Below are 22,432 nucleotides of genomic sequence, written 5' to 3'. Positions count from 1 at the left end.
CGGTACGCTCGTGACTGGAACGGAAGGACCAACCATGCACCCCGTGAACCCGCCAGCCCGCCTCCTCATGGGCCCCGGCCCGATCACCGCCGACCCGCGTGTGCTCCGCGCCCTGTCGACCCCGCTCGTCGGGCAGTACGACCCGTGGATGACCTCCGCCATGAACGACACCCAGGAGCTCTACCGCGGTGTGTTCGGCACCACGAACGACGCCACCGTGCTCGTCGACGGCACCTCGCGCGCCGGGATCGAAGCGGTGCTCGTCTCGCTCCTCGCACCCGGAGACCGCGTGCTCGTGCCGGTGTTCGGTCGGTTCGGGCACCTGCTCGCCGAGATCGCCGGCCGTGCCGGTGCCGAGGTCCACACCATCGAGACCGCGTGGGGGCAGGTGTTCACGCCGTCCGCGATCGAGGACGCCATCGTCCGCGTCCGGCCGAAGGTGCTGGCGATCGTGCAGGGCGACACCTCCACCACGATGAACCAGCCGCTCGACGAACTGGGCGCGATCTGCGAGCGGCACGGCGTGCTGTTCTACACCGACGCCACGGCGACCGTCGGCGGCAACCCGCTCGAGGTCGACGCGTGGGGCATTGACGCCGTCAGCGCCGGCCTGCAGAAGTGCCTCGGCGGCCCCTCGGGCAGCGCACCCGTCACCGTCTCGCCGCGTGCGACCGCCGTGCTCGACGAGCGCCGCAGTGTCGAGGCGGGCATCCGCGAACCCGGCGACGACGTCGCCGACGAGCCGATCCGCTCGAACTACCTCGACCTCGCGATGATCCTCGACTACTGGGGTCCGCGGCGGCTGAACCACCACACCGAGGCCGCGTCGATGCTCTACGCCGCCAACGAGTGCGCCCGCATCCTGCTCGACGAAGGGCGCGCGCAGGCGATCGCTCGGCACGAACTCGCGGGCCGCGCGATGCTGCAGGGCGTCCAGGCGCTCGGGCTCGGGGTGTTCGGTGACGTCGCACACAAGATGCACAACGTCGTCGCCGTGGAGATCCCGTCCGACGTCGTCGGCGACCAGGTCCGTGGTTCGATGCTCGACGACCACGGCATCGAGATCGGTACCTCGTTCGGACCGCTCCACGGCAAGGTCTGGCGCATCGGCACCATGGGCTACAACGCCCGCAAGGACACCGTCGTGACGACCCTCGCCGCCCTCGAGCACGCGCTCCGCCGGGCGGGGCACGCCGTCCCGCACGGCGGTGGGGTCGACGCGGCCCTCGACGTCTTCTCCGGTGCGCCGGTCGGGGTGCTGGCGTGAGCGCGGCCCCGGTCGTGACCGCCACCGCCCTGGGTACCGCCGACGCCGAGCTCGTGGCGCGCTGGTGCGACGAGCTGGCCCTGGTCACCGAGGAGACCGGTCGGATCACCCGCGTGTACCTGTCGCCCGAGCACGCCCGCGTCAACGGGATCGTCGCCGGGTGGATGCAGGACGCCGGACTCACCACCTGGCAGGACGCCGCCGGCAACCTGCACGGACGGGTCGACGGTGCGGCCCCCGACGCCCCCGTGCTGCTGCTCGGCTCGCACCTCGACACCGTGGTGGACGCCGGCCGCTACGACGGGATCGTCGGGGTCCTGATGGCCATCCGCACTGCTGCGCGACTGACGGCCGCGGGACCGCTGCCCGTCGCGCTCGAGGTCATCGCGTTCTCCGACGAAGAGGGGACCCGCTTCGGCAAGGCCCTGCTCGGGTCGTCCGCCGTCGCCGGGGTGTGGGACGAGTCCTGGTGGGACCTGGCGGACGGCGACGGCGTCACCCTGCGCGAGGCCTTCACCCGGTTCGGGATCGACCCGGCCCGGGTGGGTGACGCAGCGGTCGACCCGACGACGCTCGCCGGGTACCTCGAGGCGCACATCGAACAGGGTCCGTACCTCGAGCAGGCCGGTCAGGCGCTCGGCGTCGTCACGAGCATCGCGAGCGCCCGACGCTTCTCGGTCGAGGCCGTCGGCGAGGCCCGGCACGCGGGCGGGACCCCCTACGAGCGCCGCCACGACGCGCTGCTCGCCGCGGCCGAGGCGGCCCTCGCCGTCGAACGCATCTGCCGCGCGTCGCACCACGTCGGCACCGTCGGCACGATGACCGTCGAACCGGGCGCGGTGAACGTGGTCCCCGGGCTCGCGCGGTTCTCGGTGGACCTGCGCGGCGAGTTCGACGACGGCCGCGACGCGGTCTGGGACGAGCTCACGAAGGCGTTCACGGTGATCGGGGAACGACGCGGGGTCAGCGTCACGCCGACCGAGGTGCACCGGGCGCCGGCGGTGTTCTGCGCGCCGCGGCTGATGGACGCTGTCCGTGCCGGCATCGAGTCGACGGGCGAGGCCGCGCCGATGGAGCTGTTCTCGCGAGCTGGACACGACGCCATGTCGCTCGGGCTCGTCACCGACGTCGCGATGCTGTTCCTGCGCAACCCGGACGGCATCAGCCACCACCCGGACGAGTTCGTCTCGACGCCCGACATCGCGCTCGGGCTCGACGCGCTCGCCGTCGCGGTGGAGCGGGTGGCCCGGGCATGAGCACCGCCGGACCGGACGTCCGCGCCCGCATCGACTCCGTCTGGGAGCAGCTCTCGCCCGCCGAACGCCGCGTCGCCGCGATGGTCCGGCACGACCCGGAACTCCTGCTCGTCGGCACCTCGGCCGAACTCGCCGCCGAGTCGGGCACGTCGAAGGCCACGGTGTCCCGACTCGTCCGGTCGCTCGGCTTCCAGGACGCGGCCGAGGTCCGGCAGAACCTGATGTCCGCACGCGGCTCCGGTCTGCCGTGGGTGGCGGAGGACGCCGCCCACGTCGACCAGCGCGCCGTCGAGGCCCGCAACCTCGACGCGGCCTTCGCCTCGCTGGCCCGTGCCGATCGTCCGCGACTCGCGCGCCGCATCGTCCGCGCCCGTCGCGTGCTCGTGTTCGGGGAGCGCGGCGCCTACCCGGTGGCGCTGCAGCTCCGCGCGCAGCTCGCCCAGGTCCGCTCCGACGTCCGGGTCGGTCCGGCACCGGGACAGCGGCTCGGCGAAGAGGTCGCCGACCTCGACCGCCGTGACCTCGTGGTCCTGGTGACCGTGCGTCGGCACACGGCCGGGGTCGACCGGATCGTGCGGCACTGCGTGTCGACCGGCGCCGACGTCGTCGTGCTGGGCGACCCGACCGCAGCCGTCATCGCGGCACCGGCGAACACCGCGATCCTGTGCCCGGTCGACTCGCCGGCGGCGTTCGACTCGATGGCGGCCCTGTTCGCGGTCGTCGCGGCCATCGCGAACGACGTGTACGAAGCCTCGGGACCGGCCGGCCGCGCGCGGGTCGACGCGGTGGCGAGTGCCTACGACGCGCTGGGGGAGCTCGCAGCGCCCTGACCGTCGCGGCCGTCGCGGCCGTCGGCGTGCAGCTCGGTGGCGAGCGACGCGTTGCGCTCACGGATGAGCCGCGGCAGGTAGCGCTCGAGAGCGACGACCTCGGCCAGACGACCGAGCGGGCCGAACGGTGCGCGGAACGTGATGGTGTCGACCATGCGCGTGCCGCCGGCCGACGGCTCGAACCGGTGCTCGTGGTGGAAGCGGGCGAACGGCCCACGCACCTGTTCGTCGACGAACCGGTGTGGAGCCTCCAGAGCAGTGATCCGACTCGTCATCCGCCAGACGATCCCGAAGTGCCGCGCACGCCAGGTGACGGACTCGCCCAGGCCGATCGTGCCGGACGTCGTGCCGGCGACGGCGCGCTCGTCGGTCGCGGCCATCGACCGCTCGTGCGCGCCGATGTCGAGCGACAGCGCGAACGCGCGCTCGGGTGGTGTCGCGAGCTCGGTCACCACGCGGAACGTCACCGTCACGACGCGGGCCAGTCCGTCCCGGCCGAGCGGTCGTCGTCGACGAGCACCGCGGCGAGCAGTTCGTCGTGCCGGACGCCGTGGTGCAGGACCGCCGAGCGCCGTCGGCCTTCGTACCGCATGCCCAGTCGCCGGGCCACCGCGATCGAGCCGGTGTTCTCGGCCTTCGCCCGCCACTGCACCCGGACGAGTCCGAGTCCCTGCGGAGCCGGCGCGAACGCCCACTGCAGCACCCGCTCGGCGGCTTCGGTCACCAGGCCCTGACCACGGGCGTCCGGGTGCGTCGCGTACCCGATCTCGGCACCGCCACCGTCGATGCCGAAGAGCCCGACCGTGCCGAGCAGGCGCGGGTCACCGGCGCGACGGATACCGAACTCGTAGCGGGTGTCCGTTGCCCAGCCCTCCTGCACCACCGCGGTGAGCCACTGGTGCGCCTCGGCGTGCCCGTACGGCTCGGGCATCGCAATGAACGCGACGACGTCCGGGTCGTTCGCGTAGGCGATGACGTCCTCGGTGTCGGCGGGCACCGGCACGGAGAGCACCAGGCGATCGGTCCGGAGGGTGACGGGGTCCACGGACCGAGCCTAGCCACGGGGACGTGCGCGGTACCGTCGGGAGCATGACGTTCGACGCGATCCCGTTCCCGGTCATCGACGGCCACAACGACCTGCCCTGGGAGCGCCGCGAGACCCACGACTCCGGGGTCGAGGGCATCGACACCGAGGTCGACTCGCTGCACACCGACCTGCCGAAGCTCCGCGCCGGTGGGGTCGTCGGCCAGTTCTGGTCGGTCTTCGTGCCCGTCGACGAACCGGACCCCGTGCGGACGACGCTGCAGCAGATCGACCTGGCGCACCGGATCATCGAGCGGTACCCGGAGTCGCTCGCACTGGCCCGGACGGCGACCGAGGTCCGGGCGGCGGTCGAGTCCGGCCGGATCGCGTCGCTGCTCGGCGCCGAGGGCGGGCACTCCATCGGCGACGACCTGGCGGTGCTCCGCGACTTCGCCCGACTCGGCGTCCGGTACATGACGCTCACGCACAACGACGACACCCCCTGGGCCGACTCGGCGACGGGCTCGCGTCCGCACGGCGGGCTGACCGACCGCGGCCGCCAGGTGGTGGCCGAGATGGAGCGGATCGGCATGCTCGTCGACCTGTCCCACACCGCACCGGCGACCATGCGGGACACCCTCGACGTCGCCACGCAGCCCGTCGTCTTCAGCCACTCGTCCACCGTCGCGGTCGACGACCACCCGCGGAACGTGCCGGACGACGTGCTCGCCCGGTTGTCGGACAACGGCGGCATCGTGATGATCACGTTCGTGCCGAAGTTCGTCGCACGCGACTGGGCGGACTGGGAGGACGCCGGCTCGGTGGGGGAACCGCCGCTCGTGGCGGTGTCGGACGTCGCGGACCACGTCGAGCACGCCCGCGACCTCGCCGGCGCAGCACACATCGGCCTCGGCGGGGACTACGACGGCACCCCGGTGCTGCCGCCGGACCTGCGCGACGTGTCCCGGTACCCGGTGCTCGCCGCCGAGCTGCAGCGGCGCGGGTGGGGAGCGGATGACCTGCGGGCGCTCGCCGGGGGCAACGTGCTGCGGGTCCTCGAGGCGACCGACGAGCGGTTCGCGCGGACGGCGTTCGTGCGCTGAGACATCGTCAATAGGTCAACAGCCTGTTGACCAATCGAAACGAAAGCGCCGGAGTCAACCGTAGGTGGGGTACTGCGGCCAGCCCTCGGGGCTGTCCTCCCAGTCCTGCTGGCGGCCGTACGTGGTGCGGTCCATGATGTGCGCGACCGGCAGGATGGCCTCGGTCCCACGCGATCCGGTGGCGTACGTCAGGTAGGGCACTCCGTCGCGCAGCAGGTAGTACGAGTAGCCCGGCACCGGACCGTCGTAGTCGTCGTGGTGCAGGGTCCACCCCCAGTCGTCGTGGTAGCTCGTGGCCCCCGACGACACCCACCGGTGCGGCCAGCCGCGCAGCTCCCGCCAGCCCTCGAGCTTCTCGATCGGGGCCTGCGAGACCATGGCGAACGCGATCCCTTCGTCGTCGAGCCGGCCCGTGTTCGCCGGCAGGTTGTCCACCGCCCAGGTGCAGCTCGGGCAGCCGTCGTCCCAGTCGGGCGCGAACATCACGTTCTGCACGAGGAGCAGGTAGTGGCCGTCGAACAGCTCCGAGAGCCGGACCGGGCCGTCGGCGCCCTGGAACTCGTAGTCCTCCACCTGGACCATCGGGAGGCGGCGGCGGGCGGCGGACACCCGGTCGCCGTGCCGGGTGAGTTCCTTCTCGTCGCGGACCTGGGTGGCGAGTGCCTCGTCGAACGCGGCACGATCGACCACGGGCGGTGCGGCCTCGGGTTGCTGCAGCTTGGACATGGCGACCTCCTCGTCGTTGCCCGGCACCGTACGCCCAGGTGGGCCACACGGCAACGGGGGCCCGACGCCGTGGACAGGACCACCTGGGGTCCGGTCGCTAGGATCGGGCGCACACCGCGCCTCCAGGAAGAGCGATGCGCGACCTGACCCGATGAGGACGGACCGGATGAGCGGCACGATCTACGACAACATCTCCCAGGCGTTCGGCAACACCCCGCTCGTCAAGCTGAACCGGCTGCCGAAGGCGGGCGGCGCCGAGGTGCTGGCCAAGCTCGAGTTCTACAACCCCGGCGCCAGCGTGAAGGACCGCCTCGGCGTCGCGATCATCGACGCGGCCGAGCAGTCCGGCGACCTGCAGCCGGGCGGCACCATCGTCGAGGGGTCGTCGGGCAACACCGGCATCGCCCTCGCGCTCGTCGGTGCGGCCCGCGGGTACAAGGTGATCATCACGATGCCGGAGACGATGAGCGTCGAGCGTCGTGCGGTGATGCGCGCCTACGGTGCCGAGATCGTGCTCACCCCCGGTCCCGAGGGCATGAAGGGCGCGGTCGAACGCGCCGCCGCGATCGTCGACGAGACGCCGGGCGCGATCCTCGCCCACCAGTTCGAGACCGCCGCGAACGCCGCGATCCACCGGAAGACCACCGCTGAGGAGATCCTGCGCGACACCGAGGAGCACGTCGACGTGTTCGTCGCCGGCGTCGGGACCGGTGGCACGATCACGGGTGTCGGCCAGGTGCTCAAGGAGCGCGTGCCCGGCGTGCAGATCGTCGCGGTCGAGCCGAAGGACTCCCCGCTCCTGACCGAGGGCAAGGCCGGACCGCACAAGATCGCGGGCATCGGTGCGAACTTCATCCCCGAGGTCCTCGACCAGTCCGTCATCGACGAGGTGTTCGACGTCGAGCTCGACGACGCCCTGCGTGTGGCGCGGGCGCTCGCGACCGACGAGGGCATCCTCGCCGGCATCTCGTCCGGTGCGATCATCCACGCCGCACTCGAGATCGCCGCACGACCCGAGAACGCCGGCAAGCGCATCGTCGCGATCGTCTGCGACACCGGGGAGCGCTACCTGTCGACGGTGCTCTTCGAGGGACTCACTGCGTGAGTCGTCCCGTCCGACGAGGCGTGCTGCGGACGGTCCGGGAGGACCTGGCCGCAGCACGCCGCGGCGACCCCGCCGCCCGTGGTGACCTCGAGAACGCGATCGTCTACTCCGGGCTGCACGCCATCTGGACCTACCGCGTGACGCACCGGCTCTGGCTCGCCCGGGGCCTGCCCGGATCGCGGTTCGTCGCACGGGTCATCGGCCAGGCAGCGCGATCGGTGACGGGCATCGAGATCCACCCCGGCGCCCGCATCGGACGACGGTTCTTCATCGACCACGGCATGGGCGTCGTGATCGGGGAGACCGCGGTGATCGGGGACGATGTCGTGCTGTTCCACGGGGTGACCCTGGGCGGGCGCGGTGGCGACCACGGCCCAGGAGCCCGACGGCACCCGGTGGTCGGCGACCGCGTCGTGCTCGGCGCGGGATCGTCCCTGATCGGGGCGATCAGCATCGGGCAGGACTCCGTCGTGGGTGCGAACACCGTGGTGACGAAGGACGTCCCCGCGGGGTCGGTCGTCACCGGGGTCGCCGGGGTCGCCCGCCCGAGGTCCGGGCACGAGGGCGTCCCGACGCTTTGAACGCCCCGCCGGGTCGACGGGGCGTTCGAGGGTCAGCGCTTCGGTGCACCAGCGCGTCAGCGCGTCAGCGCGTCAGCTCTTCTCGCAGGCGATGCCGTCCTTGTCGCGGTCGAGCTTCGCGTTCGCCTTGTACAGGGCGTCGTCCTTCTTCACCGTGCCCTTGAGCGCACGGGTCGTGGTCTTGCCGCCGGAGACGACCTTGTTCTTCGTGACGGACTTCTTCGCGATGCCGCCCGAGTACACCTTGTGCACCGCGGTGCAGTTGGCGTAGGTCTTCGGGGCGGCCTGCGCGGTGGAGGTCCCACCGACGACGACGGTGGTGGCGAGGACTGCGGTGGCGGCGGCGATGCCGAGGGTACGGATGATGCGCACGGGTTCCCCCTGGAACGAGTGGGTGATCGCGGGAGCGACCGCCGCGTCGGGTACGCGGCGAGCTGATCCTACGATGTGAACGACGCTCATGACATGCCCCCGAACAGGTCCGGTCCGCGAGCCGCGGTGTCGGGCGTCTGGGGCATGCTGGGTGCATGGACGGCGCGCAGTTGCACGAGATCGCGAGTCGCACCGCGATGGGCCTGCCCGCGGCGTTCGAGACCGAGCCCTTCGGCGAGGGTGCCGTCGTCTACAAGGTCGTCGACAAGATGTTCGTGATGACGAGCGAGCTCCGGGGTGTGCCGATCGTCAACCTGAAGTGCGCGCCGCCGCACGGGGCAGCACTCGTCCGCGACCACGCCGAGATCACACCGGGGTGGCACATGAACAAGCGCCACTGGATCACGCTCGCTCCCGGCGACGGCATCGACGAGACCCTGGTCGAGGACCTCGTCGCGAACGCCTACGACCTGGTCGTCGCCGGGTTGCCCCGCGCGAAGCGGCCCCTCGACCCGACGCGCGGCGACTGATCAGGAGCTGGCGGCTGCCGAGGACCGGGCGAGCACCTTCGACACGTCGCGGACGACCTTCGGCGCGAGTCGCTCCCCGGACTCGAGCACCGCACGGGCACGCTCGGGGGTGAGCCCCGCGAAGACCTCGCCGATCGTCACGCCGTGCTCCGGCCGGTACGTCACGACGACCGGGTCGCCTGCTGCCACCGGGCCGGACTTCACGACCCGCAGGTACGCGCCCGGACGGCCTTCCTCGGTGAACCGCCGGACCCACTTGTCGACGCCCATCCGGCGCGCGAACGTGCCGCACGGGATCCGGGGGATCGTCACCTCGAGCTCCAGCGTCTCGCCGATGCGCCACCGCTCGCCCGTCACGGCCCCGGTGACGTCGACGCCCGTGGTCCGCAGGTTCTCGCCGAACAGGCCCGGCGGGATCTCGCGGTCCAGCGAGGCGGCGAAGTACTCGGCGTCCTCGTCGGCGTAGGCGTACACGGCCTGGTCCTCGCCACCGTGGTGCTTCCGGTCGGCCTGGACGTCGGCGTACAGCCCGAGCGGTCGGACCCGGACCCTCCCGTCGACCGGACGCTTGTCGATGGCGGTGACGCCGATCGTGCCGGAGTCGGGCAGCAGGCGGTCGACGCGGCAGACGGCGGTGACGAGCGACATGCCACAACTCTGGCGCAAGTGTGACGAGAAGTGTGACGATCCGCCGGTTCGGTGCGTCACACCGATGAGGGACCATGCCCGGTGGTCCGACCGAGGAGTTCCCATGCTCGACGACGACATCGTTGCCGTCCGCCTGACCTCACACGGCAGGCACGCACCGACCCACGGGTTGGCGCAGGTCCGGATCCGTTCGCTCAGCTCCCGACCGGTCGGCCCGCTGCGGGTCGTCCCCGTCCGCAAGCGCGTCCAGCGGAACACCATCCACCACCAGTAGAAGGAAAGCGTGCACCACCAGTCCCTCGCCGAGCTCGACGACGCGGTCCTCGCCGGCCGGTCGTCCGATGGCGACGTCCGGGCCTTCGAGGTCCTGATCCGCCGCTACACACCGCTCCTGCGCGCCTACGCCCGTCGGACCCTGGGATCGACCGACGAACTCGACGACGTCGTGCAGGAGACCTTCATCACCGCGTGGGACCGCCTGGACCGGCTCGAGGACCACGCCAAGGTGAAGTCTTGGCTGATGCGGATCCTCAGCCGGAAGTGCCTGGACCGCATCCGGGCCCGACGGTTCCACGACGACGTCACCGAACTCGAGGTCGCCGCACCCGCCGACGACGCCCCGGACCGGGTCGCCGAAGCCCGCTCTCGCGAGGAAGCGGCGGAGGCGGCGCTCGCCGAACTGCCCGAAGCCCAACGACGCTGCTGGATCATGAAGGAGGTGCTCGAGTACAGCTACGACGACATCGCCGCAGAACTCGACCTGCCCCCGTCGACGGTCCGCGGACTCCTGTCCCGAGCGAGGAAGAACATGATCCGACTCATGGAGGGATGGCGATGAGCGACCTCGACGCACTCGAACTCGACGACCTCGACGGCCACTCCATCGACGAGCTCGCCGACTACCTGGACGCCGGCATGCAGCCGCCGGACCCCACCATCGACGGCTCACCCGCGTGCCAGAACGCCCTCGCGGCGATCCTGCGGGTGCGGCACGCGTCGCTCGGGTCGCTCGAGGCCGCGGCCCGCGACGAAGCCCCGGCCGACGAGTCGTGGATCGGCGGCGTGCTCGCCAACATCTCGTTGGAGTCCCGCTCCGGACGGGACGTCCCGCTCCGCGCGCAGTCCGAGTCGGAGCGCCCGGTGATGACCGAGGGTGCGATCCGATCGCTCATCCGCCGGACCGGCGACGGTGTTCCCGGCGTCCTCGTCGCCCGGTGCCGGCTCGAGGGCGACGTCACCGAACTCGCCGCACCGGTCCGGGTCGTCGTCGAGGTCGCGATCATGTCCGGCCCGTCGATCGTCGCGACGGCGGACCTGGTCCGCACCGGGGTCGCCCAGGCGCTCGCCGAGCAGACCGACCTGGTCGTCGAGTCGATCGACGTGGTGGTCCGCGACCTGCTCGAACCGCAGCCCGACGCCGACGACCCGCACACCGACACCGACACAGAGACCGACACCGAGGGGACCCGATGAGCACCACCGACGACACCCTCGCCGCGGTCGAACAGGCCGTGGTCGACGTCCCCGGCGTCACCGACCTCTACCGTGCCCGCCCGACCGTGGCCAGCACGGTCAGCGCCGTCCGCGGCATGGCGTCCAGCACGACCCCCGCACGCATCGTGGTCGACGACGGCGTCCTGCGGGTCGTCATCGGCACCGACGGACACCGCCCCGCGCCCGAGGTCGCCCGCGCCGTGCACGACGTCGCCCTGACGACGGCGTCGGCGCACGGCCTGGCGCTCACGCGGGTCGACGTGCGGGTCGCGCGGGTGGGGTGAACCCGGCTCACTGACGGACGGGAGGCCCGTGGCGACACCGCCACGGGCCTCCCGTCCGACCTCCGGTCGCGTCCTCAGCGCACGCGGTGCGTCCCCGGCCGCCGCTCGGCGACCTCGAGCACCACGACGATCGCGGCGACGAGCAGTGCGGTCGCGACGAGGGAGACGTCGGGCGCCGCGATCGTCGCGAGGATCGCGACGGCGAGCACGACCACGATCGCGTTCCACCCGGCGGACATCGACGGCCGGAGTGCGAGCGCCCAGATCGCGAGCACGAACAGCGCGACCGGGACGGCCACGGTCGCAGCGACCGTGGCGTGCGACAGGTCGGCCTCGCCGGCGTCCGCACTGACCGCGACCTCGATCCCGGCCGGCAGCGCACCCGCGGCGGCGAAGACGAAGTAGTGGCCGTAGCCGAACACGAGCGCACTCGGCAGGTTCCGGATGTGGTCGTGCTGCTCGCGCGAGAAGTAGATCCACCAGAGTCCGGCGACGATGACGAGCCCGGCCGCGGCCAGCACGAGCAGCGACGCGAGGTGGTCGGCCTGGGCGATGCCGTCGATGACCGCGTTCGCCGAGGCGACGAGTCCTTCGCCCAGCACGATGAGGGTGAACAGCGCGTACCGCTCGGCGATGTGGTGCGTGTGCCACGGCGTCGTCTCGCCCGTGCCCTCGGCGATCGGCGGAACGAGGACCTCGAGCAGGACGAGGACGGGGAACGACCACGCCGTCGATCCCTGCGGCAGCGCGAGCATGCCGACCCAGAGCGCCTGCACGACGACGATGCCCACGGCGTACCGGAGTGCGGTGCGGCGGTACCGCGAGGACGACACGGCGACGCGGAGCCACTGCGTCACCATCGCCAGGCGCATCACCACGTAGCCGATCACCGGGACCGTGAAGTCGCCCTCGGTCATCGCGGCGTGCACCCCGGCGGCGAGCACGAGCACGCCGGCCATCTGCACGAACGTCGTGATGCGGTACAGCCAGTCGTCGGTGTCGAACGAGGTCGCGAACCAGCTGAAGTTCAGCCACGCCCACCAGATGGCGAAGAACACCATGGCGTACGCCACCACCGCGGAGCTGACGTGCCCCTCGGTCTCGATCTCGTGCAGGTTGGTGGCGGCGAAGCCCACCGCGACGACGAACACCAGGTCGAACAGCAGTTCCAGGGGGCTCGCGGCACGGTGTCCCTCGGCGGGGTCGCGGGGCGCCATCCGGCGCAGTCCGATCGTCGTCACCCGGCATGCCTACAGGACGAACGGCCCCGGGCGGTACCCGGGGCCGTTCGAGGTGCAGGTGCGTGGTCCAGCAGACGGCCGGCCCGCGCCGCTCAGTAGAAGTTGCTCGCCTGCGAGTGCGCCCACGCCGAGCACGGGGTGCCGTACGCGGCACTGATGTACTGCAGGCCCCACTTGATCTGGGTCGTGGCGTTGGTCTGCCAGTCGGAGCCGATGGTCGCCATCTTCGAACCGGGCAGCGCCTGCGGGATGCCGGTCGCCCCGCCGTTGGCGTTGACGGCCTGGTAGTCCCAGCCGGACTCCTTGGTCCACAGGTTGTCGAGGCACTGGAACTGGTCGGAGCCCCAGCCGTACTCGGAGGACGCCAGCGAGGTCGCCGTTGCCTTGGCGCCTGCGACGGTGTTGCCCGCCGCCAGCTTCTGGGCGGCCTCCGCTGCTGCGGCGGCGGCCCGCTTCTCGGCGGCGGCCTTCGCGACGGCGGCCGCCTTCGCGTCGACGTCGCGCTTGTCCTGCGTGGCGCTGGCCTGCGCGACGTGCGCGGTCGACTCGACGGTCGACGAGATGCGCGTCGTGAGCGCGGCGCCGGACAGCTCCGGGTAGTCACTGAGCGCGTCGATGTGCTGCTCGAGCGAGGCCGTGTCGGTCTTGGCGTTCGCCGTCGTCATCACGGTCTTCGCGGTCGAGATGGTCGCCGCTGCCTGGGCACGGTCGAGGGCGGTGCCGCGCAGGGCGGGCTGTGCCGTCGCGGACGCGCTCGCGGTACCGGTCGGCATGCCGAGCGCTTCGCCGATGGCGGGCTGGGTGCCGATCGTGAGGGCACCGCCGGCGACGGCGAGGACCGCGGCGCCGCCGACGATCAACGTCGCACGGTGTCGGAGCGCGCGGTGGCGGAGGGCGCGGCGCACGCGCCGACTGGGGGAGTTCAGGGCCTCACGTCGGGTCGAGGCGGTGGTGGTGGGGAGGTCGGGGGTGTGTCCTGGCATCGGTTCCGGTGGTCGGGCGGTTCGTGGTGCGGGACTCCGGGCTGCGCGGCACGTCGGGGCCGAAGAGCGATGCTGCGCGCGTCGAGCTGCGCGGAGCAGGGGGAGTCCGGCGAACCGGGGAGGACCGGACGGTGGTGTGGGGCCCGTCCGTCCGCCGCGACCGGCCCTGGGGAGGCCGCCGTCGGGCGAAGCCGACACGATGACTCGTCAGACTGGATGACGCGTCCAGGATCGCTGGCAGAACCGTCCGTCCACCCGTTGGTAACGGTTCGGTAACGGCCCGTTCGGACCTAGAACGTGTGAGGTTCCTGGGTGCGGTCGCCTTGGGCGACGCGCTCGAGGGCATCGAGCGCTCCGGCGATCGCGGTGACGTCGGACTCACCGAGCTCGGCGATGAGCTCGGCGACGATCCCGGTGCGGTCCGAACGTGCCCGTTCGACCGCCGCGATGCCCTCGGCGGTGGCCGAGACCATGAAGGCACGGCCGTCCCGGGGGTCCGCTTCGCGCTCGATGAAGCCGCGCTGTTCGAGCTCGGTCAGGATGCGGGTCATCGTGGGCTTCGTGACCACCTCGATCCGCGACAGGTCGCCCGGGCGCAGGGGTCCTTCGCGCTGGATGGTGGCGAGTGCGGACACGATCCCGTACCCGAGCGAGGCCGAGTCCGTCCGTGCACGCCGGTTGATCCGTCCGACCGCCGCAGCCAAACGTGCGGCGACCTCGGTACGGTCCGTCGATCGAGGACTCATGTGCTGCTCCGGGTGGGCGATCGGGTGGTCGCCAGCGATGCTATCGGCTCGCCGGATCCGCAGTCTGGGAGCGTCGTGCGCGTCGGTCGCGGGTCCGGACGGGGTGTCCGGGAGGCCCGTGGAACGCGGACCGCCCGCCTCGCGTGCGCGAGACGGGCGGGTTCCTGTACGGGGGTACAGCCGGACTCAGTGCTTCTCGCCCGGCAGCTGGTGGATCGCCTCGGTCGCGAGCTCGGCGGCGACGTTGTCGCCGGACTCGGTCGCGGTGCGCAGCCGACGGAAGTCCGCGGTCATGCGGTCCCAGTCGACCAGCTCGTCGAGGTTCGGCAGGCGCAGGCGGAACGCCAGGCCGTCCATGGTGTCGCGGCACACGCGCTGCAGGTTCTCGTTGCCGCACTCGGCGACGTAGAGCGCGAACACGTCGAGCGCGTCGTGGTTGACCGCGGGGACGTCGTGCGACTCGAGCTCGGCGATCGTCTTGTCGATCTGCGTGAGGATCTTCTTCCGAGCGCCGGCACCGAGGCGGGGGACCGCCAGTCGGACGACTCCGCCGAACAGCACCCCGAGGGTCTGCATCGCCTCGATCACCTCGGTGGGCTGGGGTGTCGTGACGCGCGTGTACCGGTTCGGCGCCATCTCGATGAGGCCGGCGCGGGAGAGCTGGCTCAGCGCCTCGCGGATCGGCGTGCGGGAGACGCCGAGCCAGGCGATGAGCTCGTCGTCGTTGAGCCGCTCGCCGGGGACGAGCGTGCCGTCCATGATCGCGTCGTGGATCTTGTGCCGGACGGTGTCGCGGAGCAGCTGGTGCTCGGTCGGGGCGCTGCGGGGGACCGGCATGCGTTCTCCTTCGATCGGGGCGCGGTCAGTGCACGCGCACCGATCACCGTACCTGATATGAGACCGGCGTTCCGCTCGGCTCAGCGCGTGTCACGGGTCGGTCGAGGCCGTCCTGGGCGGCATCGTCCGTGGCGTGGTCGCTCACCGCACGACCCCGCCCCAGGCGTACCGCACCGTGGTGCCGTCGACGACGAGCAGCGAGTCGGGTGGCCGATCGAACAGCCCCGGCATGCCGACGGCGTCGGGCAGGTCTCCCTCGAGCCGGTCGAGGTGCGCGGCCCGCACGGTGAGCGGTGGGTGCTGTCGCTGCCAGAACAGCGTCTGGGCCAGGTACCGGGCGTGGATGCCGGCGCGGGTGGTGAGTTCGGCGGCCAGTGGCGTGTCGACGACGTCACCGGCGGTGACCCGGATCGAGGCCGCGTGCCGGGGTCTGGCCGTGCCCGAGGGGCGTTCCTGCCGCAGCGACCGCGCCCAGCGCACCGGGTGCAGTGCACGTGCGGGGTGCCGGACCGACCGGTGCGCGACGACCTCACCGCGGCGGCGCGACCGGGCGTGCGCGAAGGTGTACGGCACGCCGAGCAGCGCGTGTGCGGCCACGATCGCCGGCACGTTCGCGGTGTCCACGGTGCGGTACGCGACCCCGCGCCGGCCCTGGTCGTCCACGGTCAGGACCTCGATGGTGACCTCGGTCATGCGGCCGAGGCGGCCGGCGGAGGGGAACGGCGGCACCCGCGTCTCGTGGAAGACGTAGGCCGTGAGTCCCACCCAGGCGCTGCCGTCGACCACGTCGGGACGCGTTCCCCGCGGGACGAGTCGCGCCAGCGAGCCCGGGTCGTGTCGCCAGTGCGCGAAGACGACGTCGTCCCACGCGTGCTGGGTCACCGGCCGGTGCAGCAGCGGTGCGGCCGCACGGGTCCAGGACGGCTGGGTCACCGCTTCGGTGCGTGCCGACCCACGCGCACGGCCCACAGGACGAGCGGGGCCTGCAGCGGGAGCCGCAGCACGGAGACGAGCCGCATCGCCCGGCTCGACCGCGGGCTGTCGAGCAGGTCGTTCGCCATTTTCACGTTCGCGGGGAAGACCGCGGCGAACAGAGCAGCTGCGGCCCACCCCGAGGCCCGGCGAGTGGCCGGGAACGCGAGTCCGGCGGCGATGCCGAGTTCGGCCACGCCGGACGCGACCGTCGTCAGCCGCGGTGGCAGTGTGTCCGGCACGATCCGGTCGTAGTGGCGCGGCCGCAGGAAGTGGGTGACGCCGGCCCCGCCGAGCAGCACCGCGAGCAGTGTGGCAGTCCGGGTGGCTCGTCTGATCCGCTCACGTCGTCGCATGCCCCCATCGTGCTCGCCCGTCCTCGGAATCAGGTCAGTGCGGTCGCGACGAGGTCGAGGACCGCCGCCGCCACCTCGGCCTTCGTGCCCGACGTCTCGCGGACCACCTCGCCGCCCGGCACCAGGACCTCGATCGCGTTCTCCTCGCGCTCGAACCCGGCCGACCAGCCGACGTGGTTCACGACGAGCAGGTCGGCGGGCTTGCGGGCGATCTTCGCGCGGCCGAGTGCGATGCGGGCGTCGCGGTCGGGTTCGGTCTCGGCGGCGAACCCGACGATGACCTGCCCGGTGCGCCGCGCCGCCACCAGGTCGGCGAGCACGTCGGGGTTCCGCACCAGCTCGAGCGTCATCCGCTCGCCCTGGGCGTCCTTCTTGAGCTTCTCGGCGAGGACCTCGGCCGGCCGGTAGTCGGCGACGGCAGCGGTCATCACGACGACGTCGGCATCGACCGCCACGGCGTGCACGGCCTCGGCGAGTTCGAGCGCTGACCCCACCGGCACGACGGTCGCGTCGATGCCCGCGGTCAGGCCGGCCTCGACGTTGGCGGCGACGACGGTGACGACGGCACCGCGCGCTGCGGCGTCCGCGGCGATCGCCAGGCCCTGCCGACCGCTCGACCGGTTGCCGACGAAGCGCACCGGGTCGAACGGCTCGCGCGTGCCGCCCGCGCTGACGACCACCCGGACGCCGGACAGGTCGCCCTGCTCGCCGCGGGCCCCGGCGCCGGACTGCGTCCCCCCGTCGGTGCCGGCGCGACGCCCTGCCGCCGCACCGGCCGGGCCGTCCAGCACGGCGAGCGCGGCGGCGACGATGTCCTCGGGTTCCGCCATCCGGCCGATGCCGGCGTCGTCGCCCGTCAGTGCGCCGACCACCGGTCCGACCAGGTGCACGCCCCGCTCGCGCAGGACGGCGACGTTGGCCCGGGTCGCGGGGTGCTCCCACATCTGCGGGTGCATCGCCGGCGCGACGACGACCGGGGCGTCGGTGGCGAGCAGCGTCGTGCCGAGCAGGTCGCTCGCCAGGCCGTTCGCCATCCGTGCCAGGGAGTCCGCGGTCGCCGGGGCCACCACGACCAGGTCCGCGCGGCGGCCGAGGGCGACGTGGCGGACCTCGGAGACGTCGTCCCAGACGCTCGTGGTGACGGGGTTGCGGCTGAGCGCCTCGAGCGTCGGCAGCCCGACGAAGCGCAGCGCCCCCTCGGTCGGGACGACGTGCACCTCGTGCCCGCGCTTGACGAGGTCGCGGACCACGCCGACGGCCTTGTAGGCGGCGATGCCCCCGGTGATCCCCACGATGACGGTCAGGGTGCGCTCTGCTGCTGCGTTCACGCCGCTCACGCTACCGGGGGCACGTGCGAGGATCGACGGCATGTGCACCGTCGTCGTCCGCGTCGACCCCGGGTCCGCGTGGCCCGTCACCGTCCTCGCCCTGCGGGACGAGTCACCCGAGCGTCCGTGGGACCCGCCCGCGGCGTGGTGGCCCGATCGCGACCCCGGGGTCCGTGGTGTGCGCGACCGTGCTGCCGGCGGTGCGTGGCTCGCCGCCTCGGACCGTGCCGGACTGGCGGTCGTGCTCAACCGCGGCGAACCGGTGCCGAGTGTCGACGGCACGTGGACGACCCGCGGCGTGGTGCCGGTCGACGCCGTCGCCGACGGCCAGTTGCCCGGACACGACGGCACGCTGCCGACCACCCGCGCGTTCAACCTGGTGCGGGCGACCGCCGACGGCGCCGCGGTCCTGACCTGGGACGGCACACGGGTCCGCACGACCGAGCTCGGCCCCGGCGTGCACATGGTGACGCACGGCGAACCGGACGACCCGGCGGCACCGCGCATCGGCCGGTGGCTCGAGGCCTTCCGTGCCGCGGACGCCCCGGTCGGGCCACCGGTGCTCGGGCCCTTCGACGAACTCCGGACGGTGGACGCGGGCGACGACGCCGGAGACGGGTGGGGCGGCTGGTTCGGGGTCCTGGCCGAGTCCGCTGCGCTGCCGAGCGACCACCCGGACGCGATCCTCCGCGACGCGCACGAGGCCGAGGGGCACATGACGACACTGTCGATCGTCGCCGCGGCGATCGGTCCGGACCGCACGGTCCTGCAGCATGCCCGCCTGACCGAACCCGGACGGCTGGACGGGTCGGTGGAGCTGCACCGCGCCTGACGCGGGCGGCCCGCCGGACGCACCACGGGCCTCCCGGCCGCGCCCCGAGCCACGCGCTCAGAGGGGCGGACGTGTCCCGGTGAGGTCCTCGGCGACGGCCCAGAGCGAGCGGGCGAGGTCGGCGCTCCGTGCCGACCCGGGGATCGAGACGGCGGTCGTCGGTCCGGTCAGGCCGAAGGGGCCAGCCGGGCCGTAGTAGGCGCCGCCGACCGCGTTCGGGCCGACCGCGGCGTAGAGCAGCGGCTCGGTGCCCTGCTCGACCGCCTGGGTGAAGGGGAGCGCGCGGTTGCTGGGCCGCACCGGCTTGGCGCGTCCGAGCGAGCGCCCGGCCGACTGCAGGTTCGTGCGGGTGTAGCCGGGGTGCGCCGCGGTGCTGACGACGGGGACGTCCGCCTCGACGGTCAGTCGGTGCAGGTGCAGCGCGAGGAGCAGGTCGGCGAGCTTGGACTGGCCGTAGGCACGCCAGCCGTTGTACCCGCGTTCCCACTGCAGGTCGCCGAAGCGGATCCGGCCGGGGATCGCGGCGAGGCTCGACATCGTCGTGACCCGCGGTGCCTCGGCGCGCAGCAGCGACGGCAGCAACAGGTTGGTCAGCGCGAACGGGCCGAGGAAGTTCGTGCCGAACTGCAGCTCGAACCCGTCGACCGTCTCGAAGCGCTTCGGCGGCGCCATGACCCCGGCGTTGTTCACCAGGACGTCGATCGGGCGGTCCTCGCCGACGATGCCGTCGGCGAAGCGGCGCACGCTCGCCAGGTCCGCGAGGTCGAGTTCGCGCACCTCGACGTCGGCGTTCGGGTGGGCTGCGCGGATCTCGGCCGCGGCGGCATCGCCCTTCGCGGTCGTGCGCACGGCGAGCACGACGCTCGCGCCGGCGGCCGCGAGACGGGTCGCGGCTTCCTTCCCGGTGCCACTGTTGGAGCCGGTGACGACGATCCTGCGTCCGGTCTGGTCAGGGAGCTTCGGCATGCGGGCGACCGTACACGCGGGCGCTGGCCGTGCCGGAGAGCCGGCCTGGCCCTGCTCGCCCGATCGTGGTAGTTTGATGCAAACGCATGAAAGTGCGACCAGGAGGAACCATGAGCAACGCATTCGGCACCGACCGCCCCTCGGACGTCCCGCCGCCCGCACCCGAGCGGATCGGCCCCGTGGAGCTCGGCATCGACACCTTCGGCGACGTCACCGAACTCGCCGACGGCAGCCTGAAGTCCGACGCGCAGAGCATCCGCGACGTCGTCGCCCAGGCCGTGCTCGCCGACCAGGTCGGCATCGACTTCATCGGCGTCGGTGAGCACCACCGCGCCGACTTCGTGGTGAGCGCACCCGAGGTCGTCCTCGCCGCGATCGCCGCCTCGACCTCCCGCATCCGGATGGGCTCCGCCGTCACGGTGCTCTCGTCGGACGACCCCGTGCGCGTCTACGAGCGCTTCGCCACCGTCGACGCGATCTCGGACGGCCGCGCCGAGGTCATCCTCGGGCGCGGCTCCTTCACCGAGTCGTTCCCGCTGTTCGGCCACGAGCTGTCCGACTACGAAGTCCTGTTCGAGGAGAAGCTGCAGCTCTGGGCGGCCCTGCGCGGCGGCGACGCCGTCACCTGGTCCGGCACGAAGCGCGCGAACCTGGTCGACCAGGACGTCTTCCCGAAGCTCGAGCACGGTGCCATCCCCACCTGGATCGGCGTCGGTGGTTCCCCGCAGTCGGTCATCCGTGCGGCGTCGTACGGCCTGCCCCTGTTCCTCGCCATCATCGGCGGGCAGCCGGCGCAGTTCGCCCCGTTCTCGCGGCTGTACCGTCAGGCGCTCGCCCAACTCGACCTGCCGCAGCAGCCCATCGCGATGCACTCGCCGGGCTTCGTCGCGGCGACCGACGAGGAAGCCGCCGAGCGCTACTGGCCGTACCACAAGGCCGTCACCGACCAGCTCGGCCGGGAGCGCGGCTGGCCGCCCCTCGACGTCGCCGGGTACCACGCGGGCCTGTCCGCCGGTGGCTCGCTGTACGTCGGGTCGCCGGAGACCGTGGCGCGGAAGATCGCCCGGAACATGCGGATCCTCGGCGCCTCGCGGTTCGACATGCGGTACGCGACCGGTCGCCTCCCGCACGAGGACATGCTGCGGTCCATCGAGCTCTACGGCACCCGGGTCGCGCCGCGCGTGCGCGAGCTGCTCGCCGAGCCCGTCCCCGTCCCGTAGGCGATCGGTCGCCTTCGCGAACCCGCCGGTCGGGAGGCGCGGGTCGGCTCCGTCGGTCCGCCTCACGGGCGCGCCGGGTACGGTCCACGGCATGCCGTCACGTCCCAGCACCCCTCCCGTCGAGCGCCGGTTCCGCGGCCGGATCATGGGCGTCGGCACCACGTCGGGCGTCCGGATCGTCGTCGGGATGTGGGACCGCTCGCCCTTCGGGGCGTTCACCGACGTGTTCCTCGAGCTGCCCGACGGCACCAGCGTGCTGCTCGCGCCGGACGAGATCGTCGCCGCCTACGTCTCCGGCACCTACCGGTTCGACACCGTGTCCGTGGTCGACGTGCGGGCTCGACGGACGGCCCGTGGCCTGGAGCTCGACGCCGGCGCGCTGCAGGTGACGGTCGACGTCGGCACGATCTCACCGCTCGGCCGGGTGCTGCGCGTGGTCCCGAAGCCGATCGCCCGCGACCCGCGGTGGCTCGCCGCGATCGACCCGATCGCCCGGCTCGTCGCTCCCGGATCCGGCACCGCCGGCTCGGCGGGGAACGGCCGCCGCGAGTACTACGGCGTGACCGGGGCGCACGACGTCACCGGCGTGCGCGGGACCTGGGCGGGGGAGCCCCTCGGCACCCTGGCGCCGCTCGACCCGCCCGTGGCGTTCGGCTTCGCCTCGATGCCGCGGGTGCCGCAGGTCGTCGACGTCGAGACCACCATCCGCGAGCCCGCCTGACGCGTTCCGTGCGGGCGCACCTTCCGACGATCCACCACCGGATCGACTCGTGGAGTGTCGCTCGTTGCGCATGCATCCGGTGCGTGTGCATGTTCCGACGATGCACGCGGTGATCGTCTGGTGGAGTGCCGCCGTGTGCGGACGCATGGAGTGCGCCGGACCGGGTGCGGGCACTGCGGACCGGCCACCTGCGTGGCCGGACGTGTCCGGGGGAGTCGGCACGGGCCTCCCGGTCGGGGTGGTGCTGCCGTGTGCCGGACGCGCCCAGCGTCGAGGGGCACACTGGCGGGAACGGTACGGCCCCGCCGGACCCGCGGTCGAACGTCGGGACGGGTGGGGCGCACGACGCAAAGGAGCATCATGACCGACACGCAGACCGACCAGCGCGCCGCCATCTCGGACATCGTCCACGGCGCCCACACGGCCCTGTTGACGACGGTGAGCGAGGACGGCCAGCTGCACGCCCGCCCCCTCGCCGTGCAGGACAAGGCGTTCAACGGGACCCTCCGCTTCCTGGTGCAGGACGGCAGCGAGAAGGTCGACGACATCGCCAGGAACCCGCACGTCAACGTCTCCATCGAGTCGCAGGGCGGCTACCTGTCCATCGCCGGCACCGCCACGGTGACGCAGGACAGCGCTGTGATCGACGAGCTGTGGTCGCCGTTCGCCGAGGCCTGGTTCCCGGACGGTCGCGACGACCCCTCGATCCGACTCCTCACCGTGTCGGGCGACTCGGTCGAGTACTGGACGCAGGACACCGGCCCGGTCGGCAGCCTCGTGCAGACGCTCAAGGCCGCACTCGGCAAGCAGAGCCAGCCGGACACCGGGGACCACGGGACCGTCGAGCTCTAGGCGCGGGCGGGGCGGGGCGGGGCGGGGCGGGCTCAGGTCGGGTCGGGTCGGCTCGATCCGAGCCCGAACGACGGGACCGATGTCGTACGACGTCGATTCCGTCGTTCCGCCTCGGAGGTGTCGTCGTGCCGATGCCGATGCCGATGCCGATGCCGGGG

At 72.6% G+C, this 22,432-nt stretch carries 28 protein-coding genes; 15 read left to right on the top strand and 13 right to left on the bottom strand.

All coding sequences use genetic code 11. The annotated features are described in order from the left end of the window. Positions 1 to 34 precede the first annotated feature (34 nt). The 3 genes from ITJ60_RS01810 to ITJ60_RS01800 are packed head-to-tail and all read left to right on the top strand — an operon-like array spanning position 35 to position 3,353. Positions 35 to 1,267 (top strand): pyridoxal-phosphate-dependent aminotransferase family protein, encoded by a 1,233-nt coding sequence (locus tag ITJ60_RS01810; RefSeq protein ID WP_194646540.1) that lies wholly within the window; start codon positions 35 to 37, stop codon positions 1,265 to 1,267. Beyond that, the gene (locus ITJ60_RS01805; protein ID WP_194646538.1) at positions 1,264 to 2,523 is read left to right on the top strand and encodes an allantoate amidohydrolase; all 1,260 of its coding nucleotides are present in this window, start codon (positions 1,264 to 1,266) and stop codon (positions 2,521 to 2,523) included. The genes ITJ60_RS01810 and ITJ60_RS01805 overlap by 4 nt, the downstream gene beginning before the upstream one ends. Further along, positions 2,520 to 3,353 carry a MurR/RpiR family transcriptional regulator gene (locus tag ITJ60_RS01800; protein WP_111084374.1) on the top strand — a complete coding sequence of 278 codons (834 nt, stop codon included), beginning with the start codon at positions 2,520 to 2,522 and terminating at the stop codon, positions 3,351 to 3,353. The genes ITJ60_RS01805 and ITJ60_RS01800 overlap by 4 nt, the downstream gene beginning before the upstream one ends. On the opposite strand, the gene ITJ60_RS01795 is transcribed toward ITJ60_RS01800, so the two are convergent. Continuing rightward, the gene (locus ITJ60_RS01795; protein WP_194646536.1) at positions 3,320 to 3,826 is read right to left on the bottom strand and encodes an SRPBCC family protein; all 507 of its coding nucleotides are present in this window, start codon (positions 3,824 to 3,826) and stop codon (positions 3,320 to 3,322) included. The genes ITJ60_RS01800 and ITJ60_RS01795 overlap by 34 nt on opposite strands. Next, the gene (locus tag ITJ60_RS01790) at positions 3,823 to 4,398 is read right to left on the bottom strand and encodes a GNAT family N-acetyltransferase (protein WP_194646534.1); all 576 of its coding nucleotides are present in this window, start codon (positions 4,396 to 4,398) and stop codon (positions 3,823 to 3,825) included. Before ITJ60_RS01790 ends, ITJ60_RS01795 begins: the two co-directional genes overlap by 4 nt. 44 nt (positions 4,399 to 4,442) lie before the next feature. Here ITJ60_RS01790 and ITJ60_RS01785 point away from each other — a divergent pair, with 44 nt between their 5' ends. Next, on the top strand, positions 4,443 to 5,480 hold the full coding sequence (locus tag ITJ60_RS01785; RefSeq protein WP_194646532.1) for a dipeptidase: 1,038 nt from the start codon (positions 4,443 to 4,445) through the stop codon (positions 5,478 to 5,480). A gap of 54 nt (positions 5,481 to 5,534) precedes the next feature. Here ITJ60_RS01785 and ITJ60_RS01780 read toward each other — a convergent pair whose 3' ends face one another. Continuing rightward, positions 5,535 to 6,206, bottom strand: a complete 672-nt coding sequence (locus ITJ60_RS01780) for a DUF899 family protein (protein ID WP_194646530.1) — start codon at positions 6,204 to 6,206, stop codon at positions 5,535 to 5,537. Positions 6,207 to 6,372: 166 nt separating this feature from the next. Here ITJ60_RS01780 and cysK point away from each other — a divergent pair, with 166 nt between their 5' ends. Together cysK and epsC are read left to right on the top strand one after the other, a co-directional pair. After that, a complete protein-coding gene (gene cysK / locus ITJ60_RS01775; RefSeq protein WP_111084370.1) occupies positions 6,373 to 7,311 on the top strand; it encodes a cysteine synthase A in 939 nt (312 codons plus the stop codon). After that, the gene (gene epsC / locus ITJ60_RS01770) at positions 7,308 to 7,892 is read left to right on the top strand and encodes a serine O-acetyltransferase EpsC (RefSeq protein ID WP_323749076.1); all 585 of its coding nucleotides are present in this window, start codon (positions 7,308 to 7,310) and stop codon (positions 7,890 to 7,892) included. Before cysK ends, epsC begins: the two co-directional genes overlap by 4 nt. Before the next feature lie 72 nt (positions 7,893 to 7,964). On the opposite strand, the gene ITJ60_RS01765 is transcribed toward epsC, so the two are convergent. Continuing rightward, positions 7,965 to 8,264: an excalibur calcium-binding domain-containing protein gene (locus tag ITJ60_RS01765; protein ID WP_323749075.1), complete on the bottom strand. Its 300-nt coding sequence runs from the start codon at positions 8,262 to 8,264 to the stop codon at positions 7,965 to 7,967. A 155-nt stretch (positions 8,265 to 8,419) separates the two neighbouring features. Between ITJ60_RS01765 and ITJ60_RS01760 the strand changes: the two genes are divergently transcribed. Continuing rightward, positions 8,420 to 8,794, top strand: coding sequence for an MmcQ/YjbR family DNA-binding protein (locus ITJ60_RS01760; protein ID WP_194646526.1), 375 nt, complete (start codon positions 8,420 to 8,422; stop codon positions 8,792 to 8,794). Here the strand turns inward: ITJ60_RS01760 and ITJ60_RS01755 are convergent, their stop codons facing one another. Beyond that, positions 8,795 to 9,442, bottom strand: coding sequence for an MOSC domain-containing protein (locus ITJ60_RS01755; RefSeq protein WP_194646524.1), 648 nt, complete (start codon positions 9,440 to 9,442; stop codon positions 8,795 to 8,797). It abuts the gene before it with no gap. A gap of 103 nt (positions 9,443 to 9,545) precedes the next feature. Here ITJ60_RS01755 and ITJ60_RS01750 point away from each other — a divergent pair, with 103 nt between their 5' ends. Genes ITJ60_RS01750 through ITJ60_RS01735 form a run of 4 tightly spaced genes read left to right on the top strand, consistent with a single transcriptional unit; the run spans position 9,546 to position 11,220 of the window. Next, positions 9,546 to 9,716, top strand: a complete 171-nt coding sequence (locus ITJ60_RS01750; RefSeq protein WP_194646522.1) for a hypothetical protein — start codon at positions 9,546 to 9,548, stop codon at positions 9,714 to 9,716. Between the two features lie 9 nt (positions 9,717 to 9,725). Beyond that, positions 9,726 to 10,280, top strand: a complete 555-nt coding sequence (locus tag ITJ60_RS01745) for an RNA polymerase sigma factor (protein ID WP_194646520.1) — start codon at positions 9,726 to 9,728, stop codon at positions 10,278 to 10,280. Then, complete coding sequence (locus ITJ60_RS01740; RefSeq protein ID WP_194646518.1) at positions 10,277 to 10,915, top strand: hypothetical protein; 639 nt, start codon at positions 10,277 to 10,279, stop codon at positions 10,913 to 10,915. The genes ITJ60_RS01745 and ITJ60_RS01740 overlap by 4 nt, the downstream gene beginning before the upstream one ends. Next, positions 10,912 to 11,220 carry a hypothetical protein gene (locus tag ITJ60_RS01735; RefSeq protein ID WP_194646517.1) on the top strand — a complete coding sequence of 103 codons (309 nt, stop codon included), beginning with the start codon at positions 10,912 to 10,914 and terminating at the stop codon, positions 11,218 to 11,220. Before ITJ60_RS01740 ends, ITJ60_RS01735 begins: the two co-directional genes overlap by 4 nt. Positions 11,221 to 11,294: 74 nt before the next feature. On the opposite strand, the gene ITJ60_RS01730 is transcribed toward ITJ60_RS01735, so the two are convergent. The 7 genes from ITJ60_RS01730 to ITJ60_RS01700 form a co-directional block, all read right to left on the bottom strand. Further along, on the bottom strand, positions 11,295 to 12,461 hold the full coding sequence (locus ITJ60_RS01730) for a low temperature requirement protein A (protein WP_323749074.1): 1,167 nt from the start codon (positions 12,459 to 12,461) through the stop codon (positions 11,295 to 11,297). 92 nt (positions 12,462 to 12,553) lie between these two features. Beyond that, positions 12,554 to 13,444: a phospholipase gene (locus tag ITJ60_RS01725; RefSeq protein WP_194646515.1), complete on the bottom strand. Its 891-nt coding sequence runs from the start codon at positions 13,442 to 13,444 to the stop codon at positions 12,554 to 12,556. 290 nt (positions 13,445 to 13,734) lie between these two features. Then, positions 13,735 to 14,190 carry a MarR family winged helix-turn-helix transcriptional regulator gene (locus ITJ60_RS01720; protein ID WP_194646513.1) on the bottom strand — a complete coding sequence of 152 codons (456 nt, stop codon included), beginning with the start codon at positions 14,188 to 14,190 and terminating at the stop codon, positions 13,735 to 13,737. Positions 14,191 to 14,376: 186 nt separating this feature from the next. After that, positions 14,377 to 15,027, bottom strand: coding sequence for a GntR family transcriptional regulator (locus ITJ60_RS01715; RefSeq protein WP_123292021.1), 651 nt, complete (start codon positions 15,025 to 15,027; stop codon positions 14,377 to 14,379). Positions 15,028 to 15,168: 141 nt separating this feature from the next. Then, a complete protein-coding gene (locus ITJ60_RS01710; RefSeq protein WP_194646511.1) occupies positions 15,169 to 15,960 on the bottom strand; it encodes a YqjF family protein in 792 nt (263 codons plus the stop codon). After that, complete coding sequence (locus ITJ60_RS01705) at positions 15,957 to 16,355, bottom strand: hypothetical protein (protein ID WP_194646509.1); 399 nt, start codon at positions 16,353 to 16,355, stop codon at positions 15,957 to 15,959. Before ITJ60_RS01705 ends, ITJ60_RS01710 begins: the two co-directional genes overlap by 4 nt. Positions 16,356 to 16,384: 29 nt before the next feature. Further along, positions 16,385 to 17,659 carry a bifunctional phosphopantothenoylcysteine decarboxylase/phosphopantothenate synthase gene (locus tag ITJ60_RS01700; RefSeq protein WP_194647059.1) on the bottom strand — a complete coding sequence of 425 codons (1,275 nt, stop codon included), beginning with the start codon at positions 17,657 to 17,659 and terminating at the stop codon, positions 16,385 to 16,387. 64 nt (positions 17,660 to 17,723) lie between these two features. On the opposite strand from ITJ60_RS01700, the gene ITJ60_RS01695 reads away from it, so the two are divergent. Next, positions 17,724 to 18,515 carry an NRDE family protein gene (locus ITJ60_RS01695; RefSeq protein ID WP_194646507.1) on the top strand — a complete coding sequence of 264 codons (792 nt, stop codon included), beginning with the start codon at positions 17,724 to 17,726 and terminating at the stop codon, positions 18,513 to 18,515. A 57-nt stretch (positions 18,516 to 18,572) separates the two neighbouring features. Here the strand turns inward: ITJ60_RS01695 and ITJ60_RS01690 are convergent, their stop codons facing one another. After that, complete coding sequence (locus ITJ60_RS01690) at positions 18,573 to 19,481, bottom strand: SDR family oxidoreductase (protein WP_123672407.1); 909 nt, start codon at positions 19,479 to 19,481, stop codon at positions 18,573 to 18,575. A gap of 110 nt (positions 19,482 to 19,591) precedes the next feature. On the opposite strand from ITJ60_RS01690, the gene ITJ60_RS01685 reads away from it, so the two are divergent. The 3 genes from ITJ60_RS01685 to ITJ60_RS01675 all read left to right on the top strand — a co-directional run bounded on the left by ITJ60_RS01685 (position 19,592) and on the right by ITJ60_RS01675 (position 22,274). Then, a complete protein-coding gene (locus tag ITJ60_RS01685) occupies positions 19,592 to 20,701 on the top strand; it encodes an LLM class flavin-dependent oxidoreductase (RefSeq protein WP_228509680.1) in 1,110 nt (369 codons plus the stop codon). Between the two features lie 91 nt (positions 20,702 to 20,792). Beyond that, positions 20,793 to 21,422 carry a hypothetical protein gene (locus ITJ60_RS01680; protein WP_194646505.1) on the top strand — a complete coding sequence of 210 codons (630 nt, stop codon included), beginning with the start codon at positions 20,793 to 20,795 and terminating at the stop codon, positions 21,420 to 21,422. 360 nt (positions 21,423 to 21,782) lie between these two features. After that, positions 21,783 to 22,274: a pyridoxamine 5'-phosphate oxidase family protein gene (locus tag ITJ60_RS01675; RefSeq protein ID WP_123292028.1), complete on the top strand. Its 492-nt coding sequence runs from the start codon at positions 21,783 to 21,785 to the stop codon at positions 22,272 to 22,274. Positions 22,275 to 22,432 lie beyond the last annotated feature (158 nt).

Origin of the sequence: Curtobacterium sp. VKM Ac-2884, from assembly GCF_015350945.1 — a bacterium.
GTDB lineage: Bacteria > Actinomycetota > Actinomycetes > Actinomycetales > Microbacteriaceae > Curtobacterium.
Note: the sequence above shows the minus strand (reverse complement) of the source record. Positions and strands in the feature narration are given on the sequence as shown.

Excerpts from the sequence above, each read along its gene's own strand:
- ITJ60_RS01705 (WP_194646509.1), bottom strand. The coding sequence starts at position 16,355 with ATGCGACGACGTGAGCGGATCAGACGAGCCACCCGGACTGCCACACTG.
- ITJ60_RS01785 (WP_194646532.1), top strand. The coding sequence starts at position 4,443 with ATGACGTTCGACGCGATCCCGTTCCCGGTCATCGACGGCCACAACGAC.
- ITJ60_RS01675 (WP_123292028.1), top strand. The coding sequence starts at position 21,783 with ATGACCGACACGCAGACCGACCAGCGCGCCGCCATCTCGGACATCGTC.
- ITJ60_RS01800 (WP_111084374.1), top strand. The coding sequence starts at position 2,520 with ATGAGCACCGCCGGACCGGACGTCCGCGCCCGCATCGACTCCGTCTGG.
- ITJ60_RS01680 (WP_194646505.1), top strand. The coding sequence starts at position 20,793 with ATGCCGTCACGTCCCAGCACCCCTCCCGTCGAGCGCCGGTTCCGCGGC.
- ITJ60_RS01685 (WP_228509680.1), top strand. The coding sequence starts at position 19,592 with ATGAGCAACGCATTCGGCACCGACCGCCCCTCGGACGTCCCGCCGCCC.
- ITJ60_RS01740 (WP_194646518.1), top strand. The coding sequence starts at position 10,277 with ATGAGCGACCTCGACGCACTCGAACTCGACGACCTCGACGGCCACTCC.
- ITJ60_RS01715 (WP_123292021.1), bottom strand. The coding sequence starts at position 15,027 with ATGCCGGTCCCCCGCAGCGCCCCGACCGAGCACCAGCTGCTCCGCGAC.
- ITJ60_RS01750 (WP_194646522.1), top strand. The coding sequence starts at position 9,546 with ATGCTCGACGACGACATCGTTGCCGTCCGCCTGACCTCACACGGCAGG.
- ITJ60_RS01755 (WP_194646524.1), bottom strand. The coding sequence starts at position 9,442 with ATGTCGCTCGTCACCGCCGTCTGCCGCGTCGACCGCCTGCTGCCCGAC.
- cysK (WP_111084370.1), top strand. The coding sequence starts at position 6,373 with ATGAGCGGCACGATCTACGACAACATCTCCCAGGCGTTCGGCAACACC.
- ITJ60_RS01760 (WP_194646526.1), top strand. The coding sequence starts at position 8,420 with ATGGACGGCGCGCAGTTGCACGAGATCGCGAGTCGCACCGCGATGGGC.
- ITJ60_RS01725 (WP_194646515.1), bottom strand. The coding sequence starts at position 13,444 with ATGCCAGGACACACCCCCGACCTCCCCACCACCACCGCCTCGACCCGA.
- ITJ60_RS01720 (WP_194646513.1), bottom strand. The coding sequence starts at position 14,190 with ATGAGTCCTCGATCGACGGACCGTACCGAGGTCGCCGCACGTTTGGCT.
- ITJ60_RS01780 (WP_194646530.1), bottom strand. The coding sequence starts at position 6,206 with ATGTCCAAGCTGCAGCAACCCGAGGCCGCACCGCCCGTGGTCGATCGT.
- ITJ60_RS01810 (WP_194646540.1), top strand. The coding sequence starts at position 35 with ATGCACCCCGTGAACCCGCCAGCCCGCCTCCTCATGGGCCCCGGCCCG.
- ITJ60_RS01735 (WP_194646517.1), top strand. The coding sequence starts at position 10,912 with ATGAGCACCACCGACGACACCCTCGCCGCGGTCGAACAGGCCGTGGTC.
- ITJ60_RS01690 (WP_123672407.1), bottom strand. The coding sequence starts at position 19,481 with ATGCCGAAGCTCCCTGACCAGACCGGACGCAGGATCGTCGTCACCGGC.
- ITJ60_RS01695 (WP_194646507.1), top strand. The coding sequence starts at position 17,724 with ATGTGCACCGTCGTCGTCCGCGTCGACCCCGGGTCCGCGTGGCCCGTC.